Origin of the sequence: Sinomonas sp. B1-1 (assembly GCF_050474465.1) — a bacterium.
Lineage (GTDB): Bacteria > Actinomycetota > Actinomycetes > Actinomycetales > Micrococcaceae > Sinomonas > Sinomonas flava.
Genome location: NZ_JBCHVF010000013.1, coordinates 37,704 through 53,690 on the forward strand (window position 1 = coordinate 37,704; position 15,987 = coordinate 53,690).

Sequence of the window (15,987 nt, forward strand, 5' to 3'; positions counted from 1 at the left end):
CCGCCAGCTCGGGCCGGCAACGCCGAGGCCATGTGTTCGTGCAGGCCAGGTGCCGCGGCGGGGCCAGGTGCCGCGCCGGCGAGATGGGCTGTGGCCCCAACAATCACGCGTTGAGAAGCCACCATCGTCGAGAAGTGCCGTTCTGCGCCAGAAGTGCCCCTTTCGTGCACTTCTCGCACAGAACGGCACTTCCTGGCACGGGCGACGCCCCTTGGGGTGGCCCCGCCACGCGCCACACCCCCTACGGGTGACCTCGACGCCACACCCGGTGACCTCGGCGCCATACGGGGTGACCTCGGCGCCACACGGGGTGACCTCGGCGTGGGTAGGCCTCAGCTCTGGGGGCGCTGGCCCCTGCCGCCGAGGCCCCGGCTCGAGTCGCCGGCTTCCTTGAGCGTGGTGCGAAGCTCCTTGGGCAGGGAGAAGAGGATGTCCTCTTCAGCGGTCACGACCTCCTCGACGCTGCCGTAGCCGTAGTCGGCGGCGAGCCGGAGGACGTCCTGGACCAGGACCTCGGGCACGGACGCACCGGAGGTCACGCCGATGGTCGAGACGCCCTCGAACCACGACTCGTCCACCTCGTTCGCGAAGTCCACGCGGTACGCGGCCTTGGCACCGTACTCGAGCGCGACCTCGACGAGGCGCACGGAATTCGAGGAGTTCGCGGACCCGACGACGATCACCAGATCGGCCTGCGGCGCGATCTTCTTGATGGCGGCCTGCCGGTTGGACGTCGCGTAGCAGATGTCGTCGCTAGGCGGATCCTGCAGGTTCGGGAAGCGCTCCCGGAGGCGCCGGACGGTCTCCATCGTCTCGTCGACGGACAGCGTGGTCTGGGAGAGCCAGATGAGCTTGTCGGGGTCGCGGACCTGGATGGTGTCGGCTTCCTCCGGGGAGTTGACGATCTGGGTGTGGTCCGGGGCCTCGCCGTACGTGCCCTCGACCTCCTCGTGGCCCACATGGCCGATGAGCAGGATCTCGTAGTCGCCCTTCGCGAAGCGGACGGCCTCGCGGTGCACCTTCGTCACGAGCGGGCACGTTGCATCGATGGTGCGGAGCCCGCGGTCGGCGGCGGACTGGACCACGGCCGGGCTCACCCCGTGGGCCGAGAAGACGACCAGGGCGCCTTCCGGCACCTCGTCGGTCTCCTCGACGAAGACGGCCCCGCGCTCCTCGAGTGTCTCGACGACGTGCCGGTTGTGGACGATCTGCTTGCGCACGTACACGGGGGCGCCGTAGTGCTCCAACGCCTTCTCGACGGCGATGACGGCCCGGTCGACCCCGGCGCAGTAGCCACGGGGTGCGGCGAGCAGGACCGTCTTCTCACCCTCGACCGGAGCCACGGCAGCCACGTCCTCGGGCGAGCGGCGGCGCCGCGGGACCGTGGGCATAGACAAGGCAACGGGGGTTGAGGTCATGCCACCATGCTACCGGCGCCGGTCCGGCTACTGCGGCGCAGGAAGCCTCCGCTGACGCGCTCCCAGCACCAGGCCCACGACCAGGAAGACCGCGCCGACGGCGGCAACACCGAGGATCCACGGCCCGAACGCGTCCGCAAAGAGCTGCCCTGCGCGCTGGGCGAACACGCCGGCCACACTTCCCTGGGAGCCCTGTGAGCCGGCCACCGAGGCCGTGAGGAAGGTTCCGGCGCCGAGGAGCGCTGCCACCACGAGGAGGCCGCCGCCGGCCCAGGCGAGGGCGGTTCCGCGCCGTCGTGCGAAGAGCAGGCCGAGCAGGAGCGCGAGCACTGCGCCGGCCGACAGCGGCAGGGCCAGGGCGGCCGCGTCCTGGGCGAAGGTGAGCGCTGAGCGCTGCTGAGCGTTCCCGACGGGCACCGTGATGCTCGGCGCATCCGAGAAGCCGACACCGAGGCCGGCGCCGAGGCGGTCCAGGACGACGTTGGCCAGGGGCCGGAGCTCGAGGGTGAAGGCTGACGTCGAAGCGGTGGCGGGACTGAAGTTCAGCCTGTGGCTTTCTCGGAGGGTCGACTCCCACGCGGAAGGGAAGGCCTGGTCGGACGTCAGGCCCTCGAGGGTCTTCTCGGCGAGCTCGGTGGCCGCGGGCCTCAGCGGAGCGGGCACGCCCGAGGCCGAGACCGCCGTCGCTGTCAACGACTTGCCCAGCGCTGCCTGGAAGTCAGCGTCCCGGCTCAACGGGGCCAGGAGCCGCACGAAGCCGTCCTCGTCCACGACGTTCCGCTCGATCCAGAGCGACGGCACGGCAGCCGCGGTGAGGACGACGGCGAGCAGCACGGAGAGGGCAGAGAGCACGGTACGCATGGACTTCCCGGGGTCGGCAACGCGCCCATCCTATCGGCGGCGGCCGAACGGGTTCCGCATGCGAGGACTGTCGGCGCCGCGTGATACTGGTTGGCTATGGTGGCAGGGATGGAAGAACCGGACCTCTCGACGCTCCCCGCGCGGGCCGCGGACACGACGCCGGAGAACCCGTGGCCCCTGCACGTGCTCTCCCGCAAGCTCAAGGAGCACATCGAGCGTTCGCCGCAGGTGTGGATCGAGGGCCAGGTGATCGAGCTGAACCGCAGGGGCCAGACGGCGTACCTGACGCTCCGCGACGTCGACGCGGAGATCTCGCTCCCCGCGTCCGCATGGGGGACGGTGATGGCGAGGCTCCGCGAACCGATCGAGCGCGGCTCCCGTGTCGTGGCCCTGGTCAAGCCCGAAATGTGGCTCAAGACGGGCCGACTCACCATGGCCGTGCGCGACATGCGCCCGGTGGGCCTCGGGGACCTGCTGGCACGCATCGAGCGGCTGCGGCAGGCACTGGGGTCGGAGGGGCTCTTCGCCGACCACCGCAAGAGGCCCCTCCCGATGCTCCCCCACCGCATCGGCCTCATCACGGGCCGGGACTCTGACGCGAAGAAGGACGTGCTGCGGAATGCGGCGCTGCGCTGGCCGGCCGTCCAGTTCGAGATCCACGAGGTCGCGGTCCAGGGCGCAAGCGCTGTGTCGGAAGTCCTCGGTGCGCTCCGCGAACTCGACGCTCTGGCAGAGGTGGACGTCATCGTGATCGCCCGCGGCGGCGGCTCCCTCGAGGACCTCCTGCCCTTCAGCAACGAATCGCTCGTGCGCGCCGTCGCGGAGGCGGTGACCCCGGTCGTCAGCGCGATCGGGCACGAGGCCGACCGGCCGATCCTGGACGACGTCGCCGACCTGCGCGCCTCGACGCCCACGGACGCCGCGAAGCGCATCGTGCCGGACGTGAGCGAAGAGCTGGCTCGGGTGCGGCAATGCCGAGAGCGGTTCGAGCGGCAGGTCAGGCTTCTGGTGGAGCGGGAGGCCGACCGGCTCGCCTCGATCCGCAGCCGCCCGGTGCTCTCCTGCCCCGACACCATGGTCGACGGCCGGCACGACGAGCTCCAGCGCCTCCGCGGCCGCTCGCTCTCGGCGGTGAGTACCGCCGTCGCACGCGCGTCCGACGGCGTGGCGCACCTTCGTGCCCAGATGCGTGCGCTCTCCCCTCAGCAGACGCTCGACCGCGGGTACGCCGTCGTGCAGCTCGCCGCGGGCGTGGCGGGAACCGAGGCGCACCCAGGGGCGGTGGTCTTCGATCCGGACGAGGCGCCCGCGGGCACCGCCCTGCGGCTCCGGCTGGCCCGCGGCGAACTCGCGGCGCGCTCGGAGGGAGCACCTCCCGCTGCCGCCTCCGATCCCCCGCACTCGAACGCCACCCTGTCATCGACCAACCCCGAGGAGGACCCCCGCGATGGCTGAAGCATCCGGACCACAGCAGAATGGCGCGTCGCCGGGCTCGCCCCGCGCAGCGGAGGGGCTCGACAGCCTGTCCTACGAGGAGGCCCGCGAGCAGCTCGTCGCCGTCGTGTCCCGGCTCGAGGCCGGCGGGGTGAGCCTCGAGGAGTCCCTGGCGCTGTGGGAACGCGGCGAGGCGCTCGCCAACCGCTGTGAGGAATGGCTCGAGGGGGCGCGTCGCCGTCTCGATGCCGCACGCCGCCCGCCAGAGCAAGGCTGACAGACAGCCGGCACGGGGGCCACGCACGCGGCGTGGGGCGGCTTCGAAGCCGGTAGAGGGACCTATCCCTCGAGCCGGAGCGCCTCCACTCTGTCCCCGGGTCCCACGAGGACGAGCGCCCTGCGGGAGCGGATCCCTTCGAGGGCCCTGGCCACGGCCTCTGCGCTTGGCCCCGCGCGCTGCGCGTGGGGCTCCTGGTCGCTGGGGAGCCCGCTGCCGCTGCGCCAGACCGTGACGGTCGCCCCGGTCGCCTCGGTGATGGCGCGCGAGAACGGCTCGGGGTCCAGCGCGGTGACCAGGATCGCCTTGCCGATCGACGGCCTCGCGGCGTGGGCGGGGAGCTCTGCGCGGTCGTGCCGCCACACCGCGTAGTGGTAGCTCGCCGCGAGCGCGGTGGCGACCAGGATGCCGAGCGGGACCCTGATGTCGGCGATCAGGGCCAGTCCGCCGCCCCCGGCGAGCCATGACCGGAAGACCTGGAAGCCGATCACCAGCAAGGTGACGAGGGCAGCGACGGCGCTCACGCCGAAGACGACCACGAGGTAGATGCGCCGTCCAGGCGGCTGGCCCGCCAGCGGTTCGGAAAGCACGTGGGTGGGCTTCCAGACGAGCCACCAGACCAGCCCGCCCACGGCCAGCGACGCGATTCCTCCCAGCAGGAGCGTACGGGCGCCGGTGCCGGCCAGCGGTGCCCTCACCAGGGAGAGGAGGGCGTTGATGATCACGCCGACGCCCGACGCGGCACCGACGAGCGCGATGCCAGCTGTGACGAGCCGGGCCGCCTGCTGGGCGGAGACGGAGCGGGCGGCCACGAGCGGGCGGTGGTAGGCCCAGACGAGCCAGCCGATGGTCCCGGCTGCCAGCGCCGCGGGCAGCGGATCCAGCAGGGACAGCACCGGGCCGGCCGCCTCGTCACGGTCGAACAGGAGGCGGAGGACGACGAAGAGCGCCGTTCCAGCACCACCCAAGGCCGCGACGCCCGCCGCGAAGATGCCGACGAGGACGAGGACCACGTCGCTGAAGTCCGTGCGGAGCCTGCGCCCGCCCTCGACGATCCAGTGCCAGAGCCACACCAGGGCCCCGCCCGCTGCCCAGACCGCTGCAGCCAGGACCCCGCCCCACCACGTCCTGCTCTCGCCCTGTTCGGCGAGCACTGCCATTTGGTCGCCCGAGAGGGACTGGACTGCTGCCCGGATGAGCCGCGTGAGAGCGGTTCCGGCCATGGCCGCACCGAGCGCGAGGCCGTAGCCCGCGCCGACGACGGCGGGCACGTCCGCGAGCAGGAGGGGGCCGTTCGCCCTGCTCCGCCACATCCACCGGTGCCACGCCAACACCCCCGCCCACACGACGGCGGTGGCCAGGAAGCCGTTCCAGCCCTCGGTCCGCCCCTCGACGAGCCCCGCCAGGAGCGCGAGCAGCTGGGTCGACGCGACGACCAGCGCGACGCTGTAGAGGCCTGCGACGTACAGGTCCCAGGCCGTTGAGCGCCGCTCCTCGGGGTCCGCGAGGCGCCGCCAGACGAACCACCACAGCAGTCCCGCGAGCGGCACACCGATCACCGTGAAGGCGAGCGACTGGGCGAGTCCCGCTGTGGCCTCCCCGGCAAGGACCTGCCCCGACGGGAGGACCCGGGTGAGCAGGCCGCGGAGTCCGCTCGCGGCGATCACCACGAGGGCGAAGAGGAGCATGTAGAGGATGAGCCGCCGGACGGCAGGAAGGGCGGAGCTCATGGTGCGACGCTCTTCATGAGCGGCGGGCAGACCGCGATCATCGGCGGCGCCGACACGATTTCCCACTGGCCGTTCGCCTTGACGAGCTGGAAGTCACCCGGCGTCGAGTAGTCGGAGGGGCCGAACGGTCCTCCCTGCGCCGTCTGGACGAGCGCCACCCGTACCGTGGCCGTCGATTCGCGCTCGGTGGTCGAGCGCAGTTCCACGCGCACGTTCTCCAGGTACTGGGGGCTCTGCTGATAGCTGCCGGGATAGGAGGCGCACTGCTTCCGGGCATCCTCCGAGAGGGTGGACAAGGCCGTCGCCGTGTCGCCGGCAAGGTAGGCCTCTGCGTACTTCTGCACGACACCGGCGGGCGTGGACGGGTCGACCGGCTGCGGTGCTCCCCGGGAGAGGATGAGGGCCACCGAGGCCACGACGAGCACTCCGATGAGCGAGAGGACCACGGCGAGGACGCGCCCGGGACCCCTCGTCCGCGTGGAACCTCCTGCCGCGCTGCTGTCCGTCATGGCGACAGTCTGCGGCGTCGCGGACCCCGTGGACAGGGCACTACGTCCCCGAGGGCGGGCTCAGCTGGCGAGGACGCGTGCCCTCTCCCGCTCCAGGCTGTACGAGGGCTCCGGCCAGTCCGGCGTGATGGTCTTGAACGCGCCGATGAGGAGCTCGAGGACCGCAATCCGCGCGTACCACTTCCGGTCGGCCGGGACGACATGCCAGGGAGCCCACGGCGTCGAGGTCATGTCGATCGCCTTCTGGTATGCGTCCATGTAGGCACCCCAGTGCTGGCGTTCGTCGACGTCCCCGGGGTTGTACTTCCAGCGCTTGACCGGGTCCTCGAGCCGGGCGAGGAGCCGTCGCTTCTGCTCCTCCTTGGAAATGTGCAGCATGACCTTCACGATGGTCGTCCCGCGCGCGGCGACGCCCTGCTCGAAGTCCCGGATCTCGCGGTACCGTCGCTGGATCGTGGCTGCGTCTGCCCACCCGTGAACCCGATGGATGAGGACGTCCTCGTAGTGCGAGCGGTCGAAGACGCCCAGCATCCCGGGCCCCGGCAGCTCGCGCTCGACCCTCCAGAGGAAGTCGTGCTGCTTCTCCTCGTCGGTGGGCGCCTTGAACGCCTTCAGATGGACTCCCTGGACGTCCACGCCGCCCACGACGTGGCTGACGATCCCGCCCTTGCCCGCGGTGTCCATGGCCTGGAGGATCAGCAGGACCGACGGCGCATCGCCGTCGCGTCCCGCGGCGTACAGCCGTTCCTGGTACTCCGCAAGCACGATGTCCCGCCGGGCGAGGTGGACCTTGCCCTCGGCCTTGTCGCCGGGGAAGCCGGGGGTGGCGGTTGGGTCCACGTCGCCCAGATGGAAGTTCCTGCCGACACGGAGCAGATCGCCGACATCCTTGGCGAAGCCCTTGGATCCCATCACGCCGTCCTTCCCCGCACCGCGCGGTCTTCCTCAGTTGCCCTTGTACCTGCCGAGGAAGTCTGCCATACGGGTGATGGCCTCTTCGATGTCCGCCACGGCCGGGAGCGTCACCATGCGGAAGTGGTCCGGCGCGGTCCAGTTGAACGCGCGGCCGTGGGAGACGAGGATCTTCTGCTCACGCAGGAGGTCGAGGACGAACTTCTCGTCGTCCCGGATCGGATACACCTCCGGGTCGAGCCGCGGGAACAGGTACAGGGCGCCCTTGGCCTGCTTCGTGGAGACGCCGGGGATGGCGTTGAGCATCTCGTACGCCTTGTTGCGCTGCTCGAGCAGGCGGCCTCCCGGGAGGATGAGGTCGTTGATGCTCTGGTAGCCGCCGAGCGCGGTCTGGATGGCGTGCTGCGCGGGGACGTTCGCGCACAGGCGCATGTTCGCGAGCAGGTTGATGCCCTCGAGGTAGTCCGCGGCGTCCTTCTTGGGGCCCGAGATCGCCATCCACCCCGCCCGGTAGCCGCACACGCGGTACGCCTTGGACAGGCCCGAGAAGGTCAGGCACAGCACGTCCTCGCCGGTGAAGGCCGCCAGGTTCGTGTGGGTTGCGCCGTCGTAGAGGATCTTCTCGTAGATCTCGTCCGCGAAGATGATGAGCCCGTGCTTCTCGGCGAGCTCGACGATGCGGCGCAGCGTCGCGTCAGAGTACAGGGCGCCAGTCGGGTTGTTCGGGTTGATCACGACGATGCCCTTGGTGCGGGGGCTGATCTTCGCTTCGAGGTCCTCGAGGTCGGGCTCCCAGTCCTGCTCCTCGTCGCAGAGGTAGTGGACCGCGCGTCCCCCGGCGAGGGAGACCGACGCCGTCCACAGGGGGTAGTCCGGGGTCGGCACGAGGATCTCGTCGCCCTGCTCGAGGAGGGCCATGAGGGACATCGTGATCAGCTCCGACACCCCGTTGCCGAGGTAGATGTCGTCGACGTGGATGTTCTGGATTCCCCGGGTCTGGTAGTACTGGGAGACCGCCGTGCGTGCCGAGAAGATGCCGCGGGAATCGCTGTAGCCCTGAGCATGGGGCAGGTGGCGGATCATGTCGACGAGGATCGCGTCCGGGGCCTCGAAGCCGAACGGCGCCGGGTTCCCGATGTTCAGCTTGAGGATCCTGTGGCCCTCTGCCTCCATCTGCTGGGCAGCCTCCAGGATTGGCCCCCTGATGTCGTAGAGCACGTTGTGGAGCTTGGTCGACTGCAAGAACTGGGCCATTGTCCAAATATGCCACAGGGTGCGAGCCGCGCCCTGCGACGCTGCTCACACCCTGCTGCCCCTGCAGATCGGCGGGTCAGGAGGCGAGGCCCTTGTCCTTGAGCCACGCCTTCGCGGCGTCGGCGGGGCTCTGCTTCTGGGCCCCGCCCACGGCGCGGTTGAGGTTCATGAGGTCCTGCGTCGTGAGCTTCTCGGAGACGGCATTGAGGGCCTTCTTTGCGGCGTCGGACATCGAGGCGTTCCTGACGAGCGGCACCACCTGCTGCGCGATGAAGTTGTTCTTCGGATCGTCGAGCACCACGAGGTCGTTGTCCGCGATCGCGGGCGTGGTCGTGTAGATGTCCGCGACCTGGACCTGGTCGGACAGGAGTGCCCTGACGGTCAGCGGGCCGCCGCCGTCGCTGAACGGCTCGAGCTTCTTCGGCACGCAGCTGTACTTGTCCTTGAGTCCCGGCAGGCCGTACGCGCGCTCGGCGAACGTCGCGGGGGCGCCGAGCGTGAGCTCCGAGCAGACCTTGGCCATGTCCTCGATGCTCTTGAGCTGGTACTTCGCGGCCGTGGCGGGGGTGACGACCATCGCGTCCTTGTCCTCGGCCTTGGCGGCGTTGAGGACCGCGAGGCCCTCGGGCAGCTTGCCGGGGAGCGCCTTGGCGATGTCCTCCGCGGTGATCTGGGTGGCGCTCTTGTCCACGTAGAGCAGGAGGTTGCCCGTGTAGTCCGGCACGACGTCGACCGAGCCGTCCTGGACCGCCTTGAAGTAGACCTCGCGGGCGCCGATGTTCGGCTTGGTCGTGGCCTGGACACCTGCGGCGTTGAGGGCGCCGGCGTAGACCTCGGCGAGGATCTGGCTCTCGGTGAAGTCGGCCGACCCGATCACGAGGGCCTTGCCGGACCCGCCGCTCGCACCGCCGGACTGGGTCGACAGCGGGTTGGAGGAAGCACCGCAGGCGGAGAGCGTGATCGCCAGCGCGGCGCTCGCCGCGAGCGCCGTGAGGGCGCTGCGGCGGGTGGGAGACTTCATCATCGTGTTCCTTCCTCTTCGGCGGCCACGGGAGGCGCGGCTGCTGCGAGCGTGGCGCGCGACGCCGGGCTGGCGCCGCGTGGGAGGGGTTCGCCCGGGCGGTGCCGGGCTGACAGGGCGTGGTGGAGCGCCCCGAGGGCGAGGTCGACTGCGACCGCGAGCACGGAGACGAGCGCGGATCCGGCGAGCATGCGCGGGTAGTCGGAGAGGGCGAGCCCGTCGAAGATGTACCGGCCGAGGCCGCCCAGGTTGATGTAGGCCACGATCGTGGCGGTCGCGACGACCTGGAGGACGGCGGCGCGCAGGCCGCCGAAGATGACCGGCAGGGCGAGCGGGAGTTCGACCCCGAAGAGGATCTGGTCCTCCCGCATGCCCTGGGCGCGGGCGGCGTCCACGACGGCGCGGTCGACGGCGGCGATGCCGGCCGAGGCGCCCGCCAGGAGCGGTGGCACGGCGAGGACGACGAGCGCCCAGATGGGCGGCATGAGCCCGGCCCCCGCGAGCAGCACGAACAGCACGAGCAGGCCCAGGGACGGAACCGCGCGGAGCGCGCCGGCCCCGGCGACCACCGCGACCCGTCCCCTGCCCGTGTGCCCCACCCAGGCCCCGGCCGGAAGGGCGATGGCAGCGGCGATGCCGACGGCCAGGAGCGTGTAGAGGAGATGCTCCCCCACCCGCGCCGGGATCCCCGTGTCGCCCCCCCAGTGGGAGGGGTCCGCGAGCCACGCCCACGTGGCCTCGAGCAGGCTCATCCCCGCACCGCCGCTGCCCGGTCCCACGGGGCGAGGACGCGACCGACGAGGACCAGGACAAGATCGAGCGCGAGCGCGAGCGCGAGGATGGCGATCAGGCCCACGGCGATCTCCTCGGGGAAGTCCCGCTGCAGGCCCTCCGTGAACAGGATGCCGAGATTCGGCATCCCGACGAGCGCGGCCACGGACACGAGCGAGACGTTGCTCACCGACACGGCGCGCAGTCCCGCGACCAGCACCGGCAGCGACAGGGGCAGGTCGACGCGGAGGTACCGGCTGAGGGGGGTGTGCCCGAGCGCGACGGCCACGTCGCTGAACTGGCCGGCCACGGAGTCCAGTGCGTCGAGGGCCGTGCGGACCAGGAGGGCCACGGCGTAGACGGTGAGGGCCACGATCACGTTCACGGGGTCCAGGATCCGGGTCCCGAGGACGACCGGCAGGATGATGAACAGTGCCAGCGACGGGACGGTGTACAGCACCGAGCTCCCCGCGAGCACGACGGCGCGTCCCCGCCTCCGCGTCGCCACGAACCGCGCGAGTGGGAGAGCGACGACGAGGCCGGCCACGAGCGGCACCACCGCGAGCAGGAGATGCTGCCCCGCCAGGGACAGGATCCGGTCGGCGTTGGCGAACGCCCACTCCATCAGGTCTCCCCCGGACTCTCGCCGGCGAGGGCCGGGGAGGCGGCGCGGGCGGCGGCGAGCACCGCCTCCGGTGCCACCGTCCCCACGAGCCTGCCCGCGGCGTCGACCACCACGCCCCGGCCGGAGGGCGAGGACAGCGCGGCGTCGAGCGCTGTGCGCAGGCTGTCCCCTTCCCTGTGCAGCGAGCCGCCTGTCACGAGCACCCCCGGCCGGGCCGGGTCGGCCCACCCGAGCGGATGCCCGCCGTCGTCCGTCACGACAGCCCACTCGGCAGGCCGCGCGGCCTCGAGACGCGCGGCGGTGACCGACTCGCCGCGCTCGGGCTCGAGCCCGGCGTCGGGGAGGAAGCCGAGGTGCCGGAATCCCCGGTCACGGCCGATGAACGAGGCCACGAAGTCGTCGGCCGGCTCCCGCAGGAGCGCCTCGGGCGTGGCGTACTGGGCGAGCCGGCCCCCCTGGGCGAAGACGGCGATCCGGTCGCCGAGCATGACCGCCTCGTCGATGTCATGGGTCACGAACAGGATCGTCTTTCCGAGCTCGCGCTGGAGGCCGAGGAGCTCGCGCTGGAGGTCGTGGCGCACGAGCGGGTCGACGGCGCTGAACGGCTCGTCCATGAGGAGCACGGGCGGGTCCGCGGCGAGCGCCCGTGCGACGCCGACCCGCTGCTGCTGGCCGCCGGAGAGCTGGGCGGGCCAGCGGGAGGCGGCGTCCGCCGGAAGGCCCACGAGTTCGAGCAGCTCGAGCGCCCGGGCCCGCGACTCCTGGCGGGACACCCCGTTGAGGCGCGGGACTGTGGCAATGTTGTCCGCGACGGTCCGGTGGGGAAGAAGCCCGGCGGACTGCATGACGTACCCGAGCGAGCGCCGCAGCGCCGGCGCCGGCCCGTCCCCGACGTCGCGCCCGTCCAGGAGGACTGTTCCCTCGGTGGGAGTCACCATGCGGTTGACCATGCGCAGCGAGGTCGTCTTGCCGCACCCGGACGGCCCCACGAACACGGTGATCCCGCCACGGTCCACGCTCAGGTTCAGGCGGTCGACGGCGGTCCGGTCGCCGTACCGCTTGGACACCTCGCGGAACTCGATCATGGGCTCTGGCACGTGCACCTCGATTGTGTGGAACGCGTTCGGGTGATGCTCCGGTCAATGCACCGCGCCCCGCTGCCGGAGCGCGCTGGTGCGAGCCTATCAGCGGCGGCTCACGCCGGGTGGGAGCGGGCGGCGAGCTCGATGGTGCCGAAGATCGGGTCGCGGTCCAGGATCCTCACGTCCTCGATGCCCTCCCGCGCCAGGGCCGCACGGAAGCCATCCTGGAGCCGGCGCACGTGCATGCCGAGGCCGCTGCCCAGGATCACGGGACCATCGATGCCGAGCTGGCGGGCCACCTGGGCGGCCATGCGGGCGAGGTCGTGGGCGGCCTGGTCCACGAGGAACCTGGCGCCGGCGTGGCCCGCGTCCGCGGCCTCCGTGACGACCCGCGAGCGCTGGGCCCAGTAGCGCCGGCCCGTCTCCGGATCGTGGAAGTGGGCGATGAGCTGGCTCGGCTCGGACAGTCCCGCGTCCTCGAGGAGGGCCTGCGTGAACTGGTCCGGGGCGAAGCCGAGGTTCATGCGGTGCAGCGAGTACCGCACCGCTTCCCGGGCCAGCCAGTAGCCGCTCCCCTCGTCGCCGAGCAGGTACCCCCACCCGCCCGCGCGGGCCTCGTCGCCGTCGTCATTGGTGCCCCACGCTGCCGATCCCGTCCCGGCGATGACCGCGACCCCGCTGCGGGCCCGGCCGGCGGCGAGCAGGAGGCGCGAGTCGTGGACGACCGTGACGTGGGCGCGGGGTGCGTGGGGGCGGATGAGCGCGGCGAGGGCTTCCGCGTCCGCGTCGGTGTCGATGCCTCCGGAGCCGGCGAAGACGCGGGCGGCGTCGGCTGCGTCGAGCGCAGCGAACAGCTCCGCGAGGTTCGCGGCCGCCGTTTCCCGGCTCACGTTCTGGACGTTGGCGCTGCCGACCTCGCGATCGGCCACGACCTCGCCGTCGACCACCGCGATGCCGCGGGTCTTGGTGCCGCCGATGTCGAGCCCGACCATGAGGCCGGCTGGGGCATTCTGGGTGCTCACCCGCCTAGCGTACTGACGTGCGCGCCGCACCGTCCCCGCGGCCTGACTCCCCGAGGCCTAGGGTGGTGGCCATGAGTGCGATCCTGCCTGAGGACCTGTTCGGATCCGGCGTCGTGGCGGCGCCCATGGCCGGTGGGCCGAGCCGCCCCGAGCTCGCTGCCGCCGTCGGGCGTGCGGGGGGCCTCGGCTTCCTCGGCGGCGGCTACAAGTCCCCCGCCGCCCTCGCCGCGGAGCTGGACGCCATGGACCCTTCCCTGCCCTTCGGCGTGAACCTCTTCGTTCCGGGCGCCGCGCAGGTCGACCGCGACGCCGTGCTCGCGTACCGCGAGCGGCTGCTCCCCGAGGCGGCGGCCGTGGGCGCCGAGGTGCCCGAGCCGCGGTGGGCGGACGACGACGCGTACCCCGCCAAGCTCGAGCTCCTCCTGGCGCGCACCCCCGCAGCCGTGTCGTTCACGTTCGGCACGCCGCGGTGGGACGCCGTGGCAGCCCTGCAGAAGGCCGGCGCGTTCGTGCTCCAGACCGTGACGTCCCCCGAGGAGGCGACCGTGGCCGCGGAGCTGGGAGTCGACGCGCTCGTCGTCCAGCACCCGGACGCCGGCGGCCACTCGGGGGCATTCCTCGGCCTGCCGCCGTTCCCCGGCACCCTGCCCGAGCTCGTCGCGGCGGTGCGCGCCGCCGTCGTGCTCCCCCTGGTCGCCGCCGGCGGCATCGGCACGCACGACGACGCCGCTGCCGCCCGCGCCGCGGGCGCCTCCGCCGTCCAGCTCGGGACGGCCTTCCTGCGCACGCCGGAGGCCGGCACCAATCCGGTGCTCCGCGCCGCGCTGGCGGACCCGCGGTTCGAGCGGACCGCTCCGACGCGTGCGTTCTCGGGCAAGTGGGCGCGCGGGCTCGAGAACCGCTTCATGCGCAGGTTCCCGGACGCCCCCGAGGCGTACCCGGTCATCCACCACCTCACCGGGCCCCTGCGTGCGGCGTCGGTCGCCGCGGGCAGTCCGGAGCGGACGAACCTGTGGGCCGGCGCGGGCTGGCGCGGGGCACGCGAGGAGGCCGCCGCGGACGTCGTGGCCCGGTTCGCCGCCTGACATTCAGGCGGCTGCGGGTCCCCTCCGGCAGGATGCCGTCCTAGGCTGGGCACATGACTACTGCCCCGCTCGTCCAGCTGGCCTCCGGTCACTCCATCCCGCAGATCGGCCTCGGCACCTGGCCCCTCGACGACGACCAGGCGGCGGACATCGTCGCGAAGGCGCTCGAACTCGGCTACCGGCACATCGACACCGCCGAGAACTACGGCAATGAGGCCGGCGTGGGCGAGGGGCTGCGCCGCTCCGGGCTGGCGCGCGGGGACGTCTTCATCACGACCAAGTTCAACCGCGAGTGGCACAGCGTCGACGGCGTGCACACCGCCTGGGAGAACGCCGTGCGTCGGCTCGGGGTCGAGTACCTCGACCTGTTCCTCATCCACTGGCCGAATCCAGCCCAGGACACGTACCTGGCGGCCTGGGAGGGCCTGATCAAGCTGCGGGCCGAGGGCAAGGTCCGCTCGATCGGCGTCTCCAACTTCTTCCCGGACCACTCCGCGCGGCTCATCGACGCGACCGGGGTGGCGCCCGATGTGGACCAGCTCCAGATCAGCCCGTACTGGGTCAAGCACGCCATGCGCGCGTTCAACATCGGCCACGGGACGGTCACCGAGTCCTACACGCCGATCGGCAGGGGCAAGGACCTGCTCGCTGAGCCTGCGGTCGTCGCGGCGGCCGAGGCCCACGGCGTGACGCCGGGCCAAGCGGTCCTCCGCTGGCACACCCAGCAGGGCCTTGTGGCGATCCCCAAGTCCTCCCACCCCGAGCGGCTGGCCCAGAACCTGGACGTGTTCGGGTTCGACCTCACGGCCGAGGAGATCGCGGCGTTCAACGCGCTGGACGGCACGGGGCCCGAGGCCGCGGACCCGGAGTCCTTCGGCCACTGACCCCGCCGCGCTAACGGCCGAAGGCGTCGGCGAGCAGCCCGGCGTCAAGGCCGAGGACGTGGTCGCGGAACATCCGGACCTGCGGCGGCTCCCCCACGACCCGGGGCCACACGAGGCCGATCTCGCGGTAGGCGCCCTCGTCCTCGAGGGCGAGTTCGGCCCAGCCGAGCCCGCTCCCGTGGCGCACCGATCCGTAGACGGCGCCGTGCCCGCCGCTCGACGGTGGCACGAGGGCCACGCCGAGGCCGGCGGACACGAGCCCGAGGAGCGTGCGTGAGTCCTGCCCGGAGAAGGCGATGTCCGGCTTGAAGCCGGCCTCGCGCCCGAGGCGGTCGAGGATGCTGCGCATGCCGAAGCCGCGTTCGAGCGCCACGAACGGCTCCCCGGCGACCTCGGCCATCCCGACCGAGCGCCGGCCCGCGAGCCGGTGTCCCGCCGGGACGGCGAGCCGGACGGGCTGCACGTGGAGGGTCGCGCTGTCGATGTCCCGCGTCGGCTCCGGCCGCGGCGAAACGATCGAAAGATCCACCCGCCCCTCTGTGAGCGCGTCGAGGCAGTGCTGCCGCGAGCCCTGGACGAGCTCGAAGCGCACATCCGGGTGCCGAGCCCGGAAGCCGCTGACGAACACCGGCACCGCGGACTCGCCGAACGTCATCTGGAAGCTCAGCCGCACAAGGCCCCGGGCCTGCAGCTGTCTTTCGTGGAGGGCGTCGAGTCCGTGCTGCAGCTCCTGGAGGGCCGTGCGGACCGCGGGCAGGAGCTGCTCGGCGGCCGGCGTCAGCCGGATGCCTCGGCCGTCCTTCCGCACCAGCTCCACGCCCACGACGGCGGCGGCGCGCGCGAGCGCCCGGCTCACCGTCGGCTGGGGCACGCCGAGCAGCTCCGCGGCTGCGGTGACATGGCGCGTCTGCCCGACGGCGTCGAGGACCGGCAGCAGCGGCAGGAGTCGGGCGAGCTCCCCGTGGAGGGGCGCGGGCGGGCGAACGGGCTCCACGGCAGCTTCCCTCCGGCTGGACCGTGCGCCAGAACCATGCACGGTTGACATACGTTGCTGCAATCAGTGTATTGGACGCATGCATCCCCCGGTTCCTAGGCTGGAATG

Annotated in this window: 16 protein-coding genes; 4 read left to right on the top strand and 12 right to left on the bottom strand. The window is 72.0% G+C overall.

Annotation, left to right across the window (positions count from 1 at the left end):
- Nucleotides 1-332 precede the first annotated feature (332 nt).
- Nucleotides 333-1,418: a 4-hydroxy-3-methylbut-2-enyl diphosphate reductase gene (locus tag ACQ5BE_RS16125; RefSeq protein WP_430298010.1), complete on the bottom strand. Its 1,086-nt coding sequence runs from the start codon at nt 1,416-1,418 to the stop codon at nt 333-335.
- A gap of 27 nt (nt 1,419-1,445) precedes the next feature.
- Nucleotides 1,446-2,279, bottom strand: coding sequence for a hypothetical protein (locus ACQ5BE_RS16130; RefSeq protein WP_430298011.1), 834 nt, complete (start codon nt 2,277-2,279; stop codon nt 1,446-1,448).
- Nucleotides 2,280-2,387: 108 nt separating this feature from the next.
- On the opposite strand from ACQ5BE_RS16130, the gene xseA reads away from it, so the two are divergent.
- Both xseA and ACQ5BE_RS16140 read left to right on the top strand, forming a co-directional pair.
- Entirely contained in the window at nt 2,388-3,734 is a 1,347-nt protein-coding gene (gene xseA, locus ACQ5BE_RS16135) for an exodeoxyribonuclease VII large subunit (RefSeq protein ID WP_430298012.1), read from the top strand.
- Entirely contained in the window at nt 3,727-3,990 is a 264-nt protein-coding gene (locus ACQ5BE_RS16140) for an exodeoxyribonuclease VII small subunit (RefSeq protein ID WP_430298013.1), read from the top strand. Before xseA ends, ACQ5BE_RS16140 begins: the two co-directional genes overlap by 8 nt.
- 62 nt (nt 3,991-4,052) lie before the next feature.
- Here ACQ5BE_RS16140 and ACQ5BE_RS16145 read toward each other — a convergent pair whose 3' ends face one another.
- From ACQ5BE_RS16145 to ACQ5BE_RS16185, 9 genes are all read right to left on the bottom strand, one after another.
- Nucleotides 4,053-5,720 carry a DUF5671 domain-containing protein gene (locus ACQ5BE_RS16145; protein WP_430298014.1) on the bottom strand — a complete coding sequence of 556 codons (1,668 nt, stop codon included), beginning with the start codon at nt 5,718-5,720 and terminating at the stop codon, nt 4,053-4,055.
- A complete protein-coding gene (locus ACQ5BE_RS16150) occupies nt 5,717-6,229 on the bottom strand; it encodes a hypothetical protein (protein ID WP_430298015.1) in 513 nt (170 codons plus the stop codon). Before ACQ5BE_RS16150 ends, ACQ5BE_RS16145 begins: the two co-directional genes overlap by 4 nt.
- A gap of 60 nt (nt 6,230-6,289) precedes the next feature.
- On the bottom strand, nt 6,290-7,141 hold the full coding sequence (locus tag ACQ5BE_RS16155) for a PPK2 family polyphosphate kinase (RefSeq protein ID WP_430298016.1): 852 nt from the start codon (nt 7,139-7,141) through the stop codon (nt 6,290-6,292).
- A gap of 33 nt (nt 7,142-7,174) precedes the next feature.
- Complete coding sequence (locus ACQ5BE_RS16160) at nt 7,175-8,395, bottom strand: pyridoxal phosphate-dependent aminotransferase (RefSeq protein WP_208709619.1); 1,221 nt, start codon at nt 8,393-8,395, stop codon at nt 7,175-7,177.
- A 76-nt stretch (nt 8,396-8,471) separates the two neighbouring features.
- Nucleotides 8,472-9,416 carry an ABC transporter substrate-binding protein gene (locus ACQ5BE_RS16165; RefSeq protein WP_430298017.1) on the bottom strand — a complete coding sequence of 315 codons (945 nt, stop codon included), beginning with the start codon at nt 9,414-9,416 and terminating at the stop codon, nt 8,472-8,474.
- Nucleotides 9,416-10,168, bottom strand: a complete 753-nt coding sequence (locus ACQ5BE_RS16170; RefSeq protein WP_430298018.1) for an ABC transporter permease — start codon at nt 10,166-10,168, stop codon at nt 9,416-9,418. Before ACQ5BE_RS16170 ends, ACQ5BE_RS16165 begins: the two co-directional genes overlap by 1 nt.
- Nucleotides 10,165-10,812: an ABC transporter permease gene (locus ACQ5BE_RS16175; protein WP_430298019.1), complete on the bottom strand. Its 648-nt coding sequence runs from the start codon at nt 10,810-10,812 to the stop codon at nt 10,165-10,167. The genes ACQ5BE_RS16170 and ACQ5BE_RS16175 overlap by 4 nt, the downstream gene beginning before the upstream one ends.
- Nucleotides 10,812-11,909, bottom strand: coding sequence for an ABC transporter ATP-binding protein (locus tag ACQ5BE_RS16180; RefSeq protein WP_430298020.1), 1,098 nt, complete (start codon nt 11,907-11,909; stop codon nt 10,812-10,814). Before ACQ5BE_RS16180 ends, ACQ5BE_RS16175 begins: the two co-directional genes overlap by 1 nt.
- Before the next feature lie 98 nt (nt 11,910-12,007).
- Nucleotides 12,008-12,886, bottom strand: coding sequence for an N-acetylglucosamine kinase (locus ACQ5BE_RS16185; RefSeq protein WP_430298083.1), 879 nt, complete (start codon nt 12,884-12,886; stop codon nt 12,008-12,010).
- Nucleotides 12,887-12,987: 101 nt separating this feature from the next.
- Between ACQ5BE_RS16185 and ACQ5BE_RS16190 the strand changes: the two genes are divergently transcribed.
- Both ACQ5BE_RS16190 and ACQ5BE_RS16195 read left to right on the top strand, forming a co-directional pair.
- Entirely contained in the window at nt 12,988-14,001 is a 1,014-nt protein-coding gene (locus tag ACQ5BE_RS16190) for a nitronate monooxygenase (RefSeq protein ID WP_430298021.1), read from the top strand.
- Between the two features lie 53 nt (nt 14,002-14,054).
- Entirely contained in the window at nt 14,055-14,885 is an 831-nt protein-coding gene (locus ACQ5BE_RS16195) for an aldo/keto reductase (protein WP_430298022.1), read from the top strand.
- A gap of 10 nt (nt 14,886-14,895) precedes the next feature.
- Here ACQ5BE_RS16195 and ACQ5BE_RS16200 read toward each other — a convergent pair whose 3' ends face one another.
- A complete protein-coding gene (locus ACQ5BE_RS16200; protein ID WP_430298023.1) occupies nt 14,896-15,879 on the bottom strand; it encodes a LysR substrate-binding domain-containing protein in 984 nt (327 codons plus the stop codon).
- Nucleotides 15,880-15,987 lie beyond the last annotated feature (108 nt).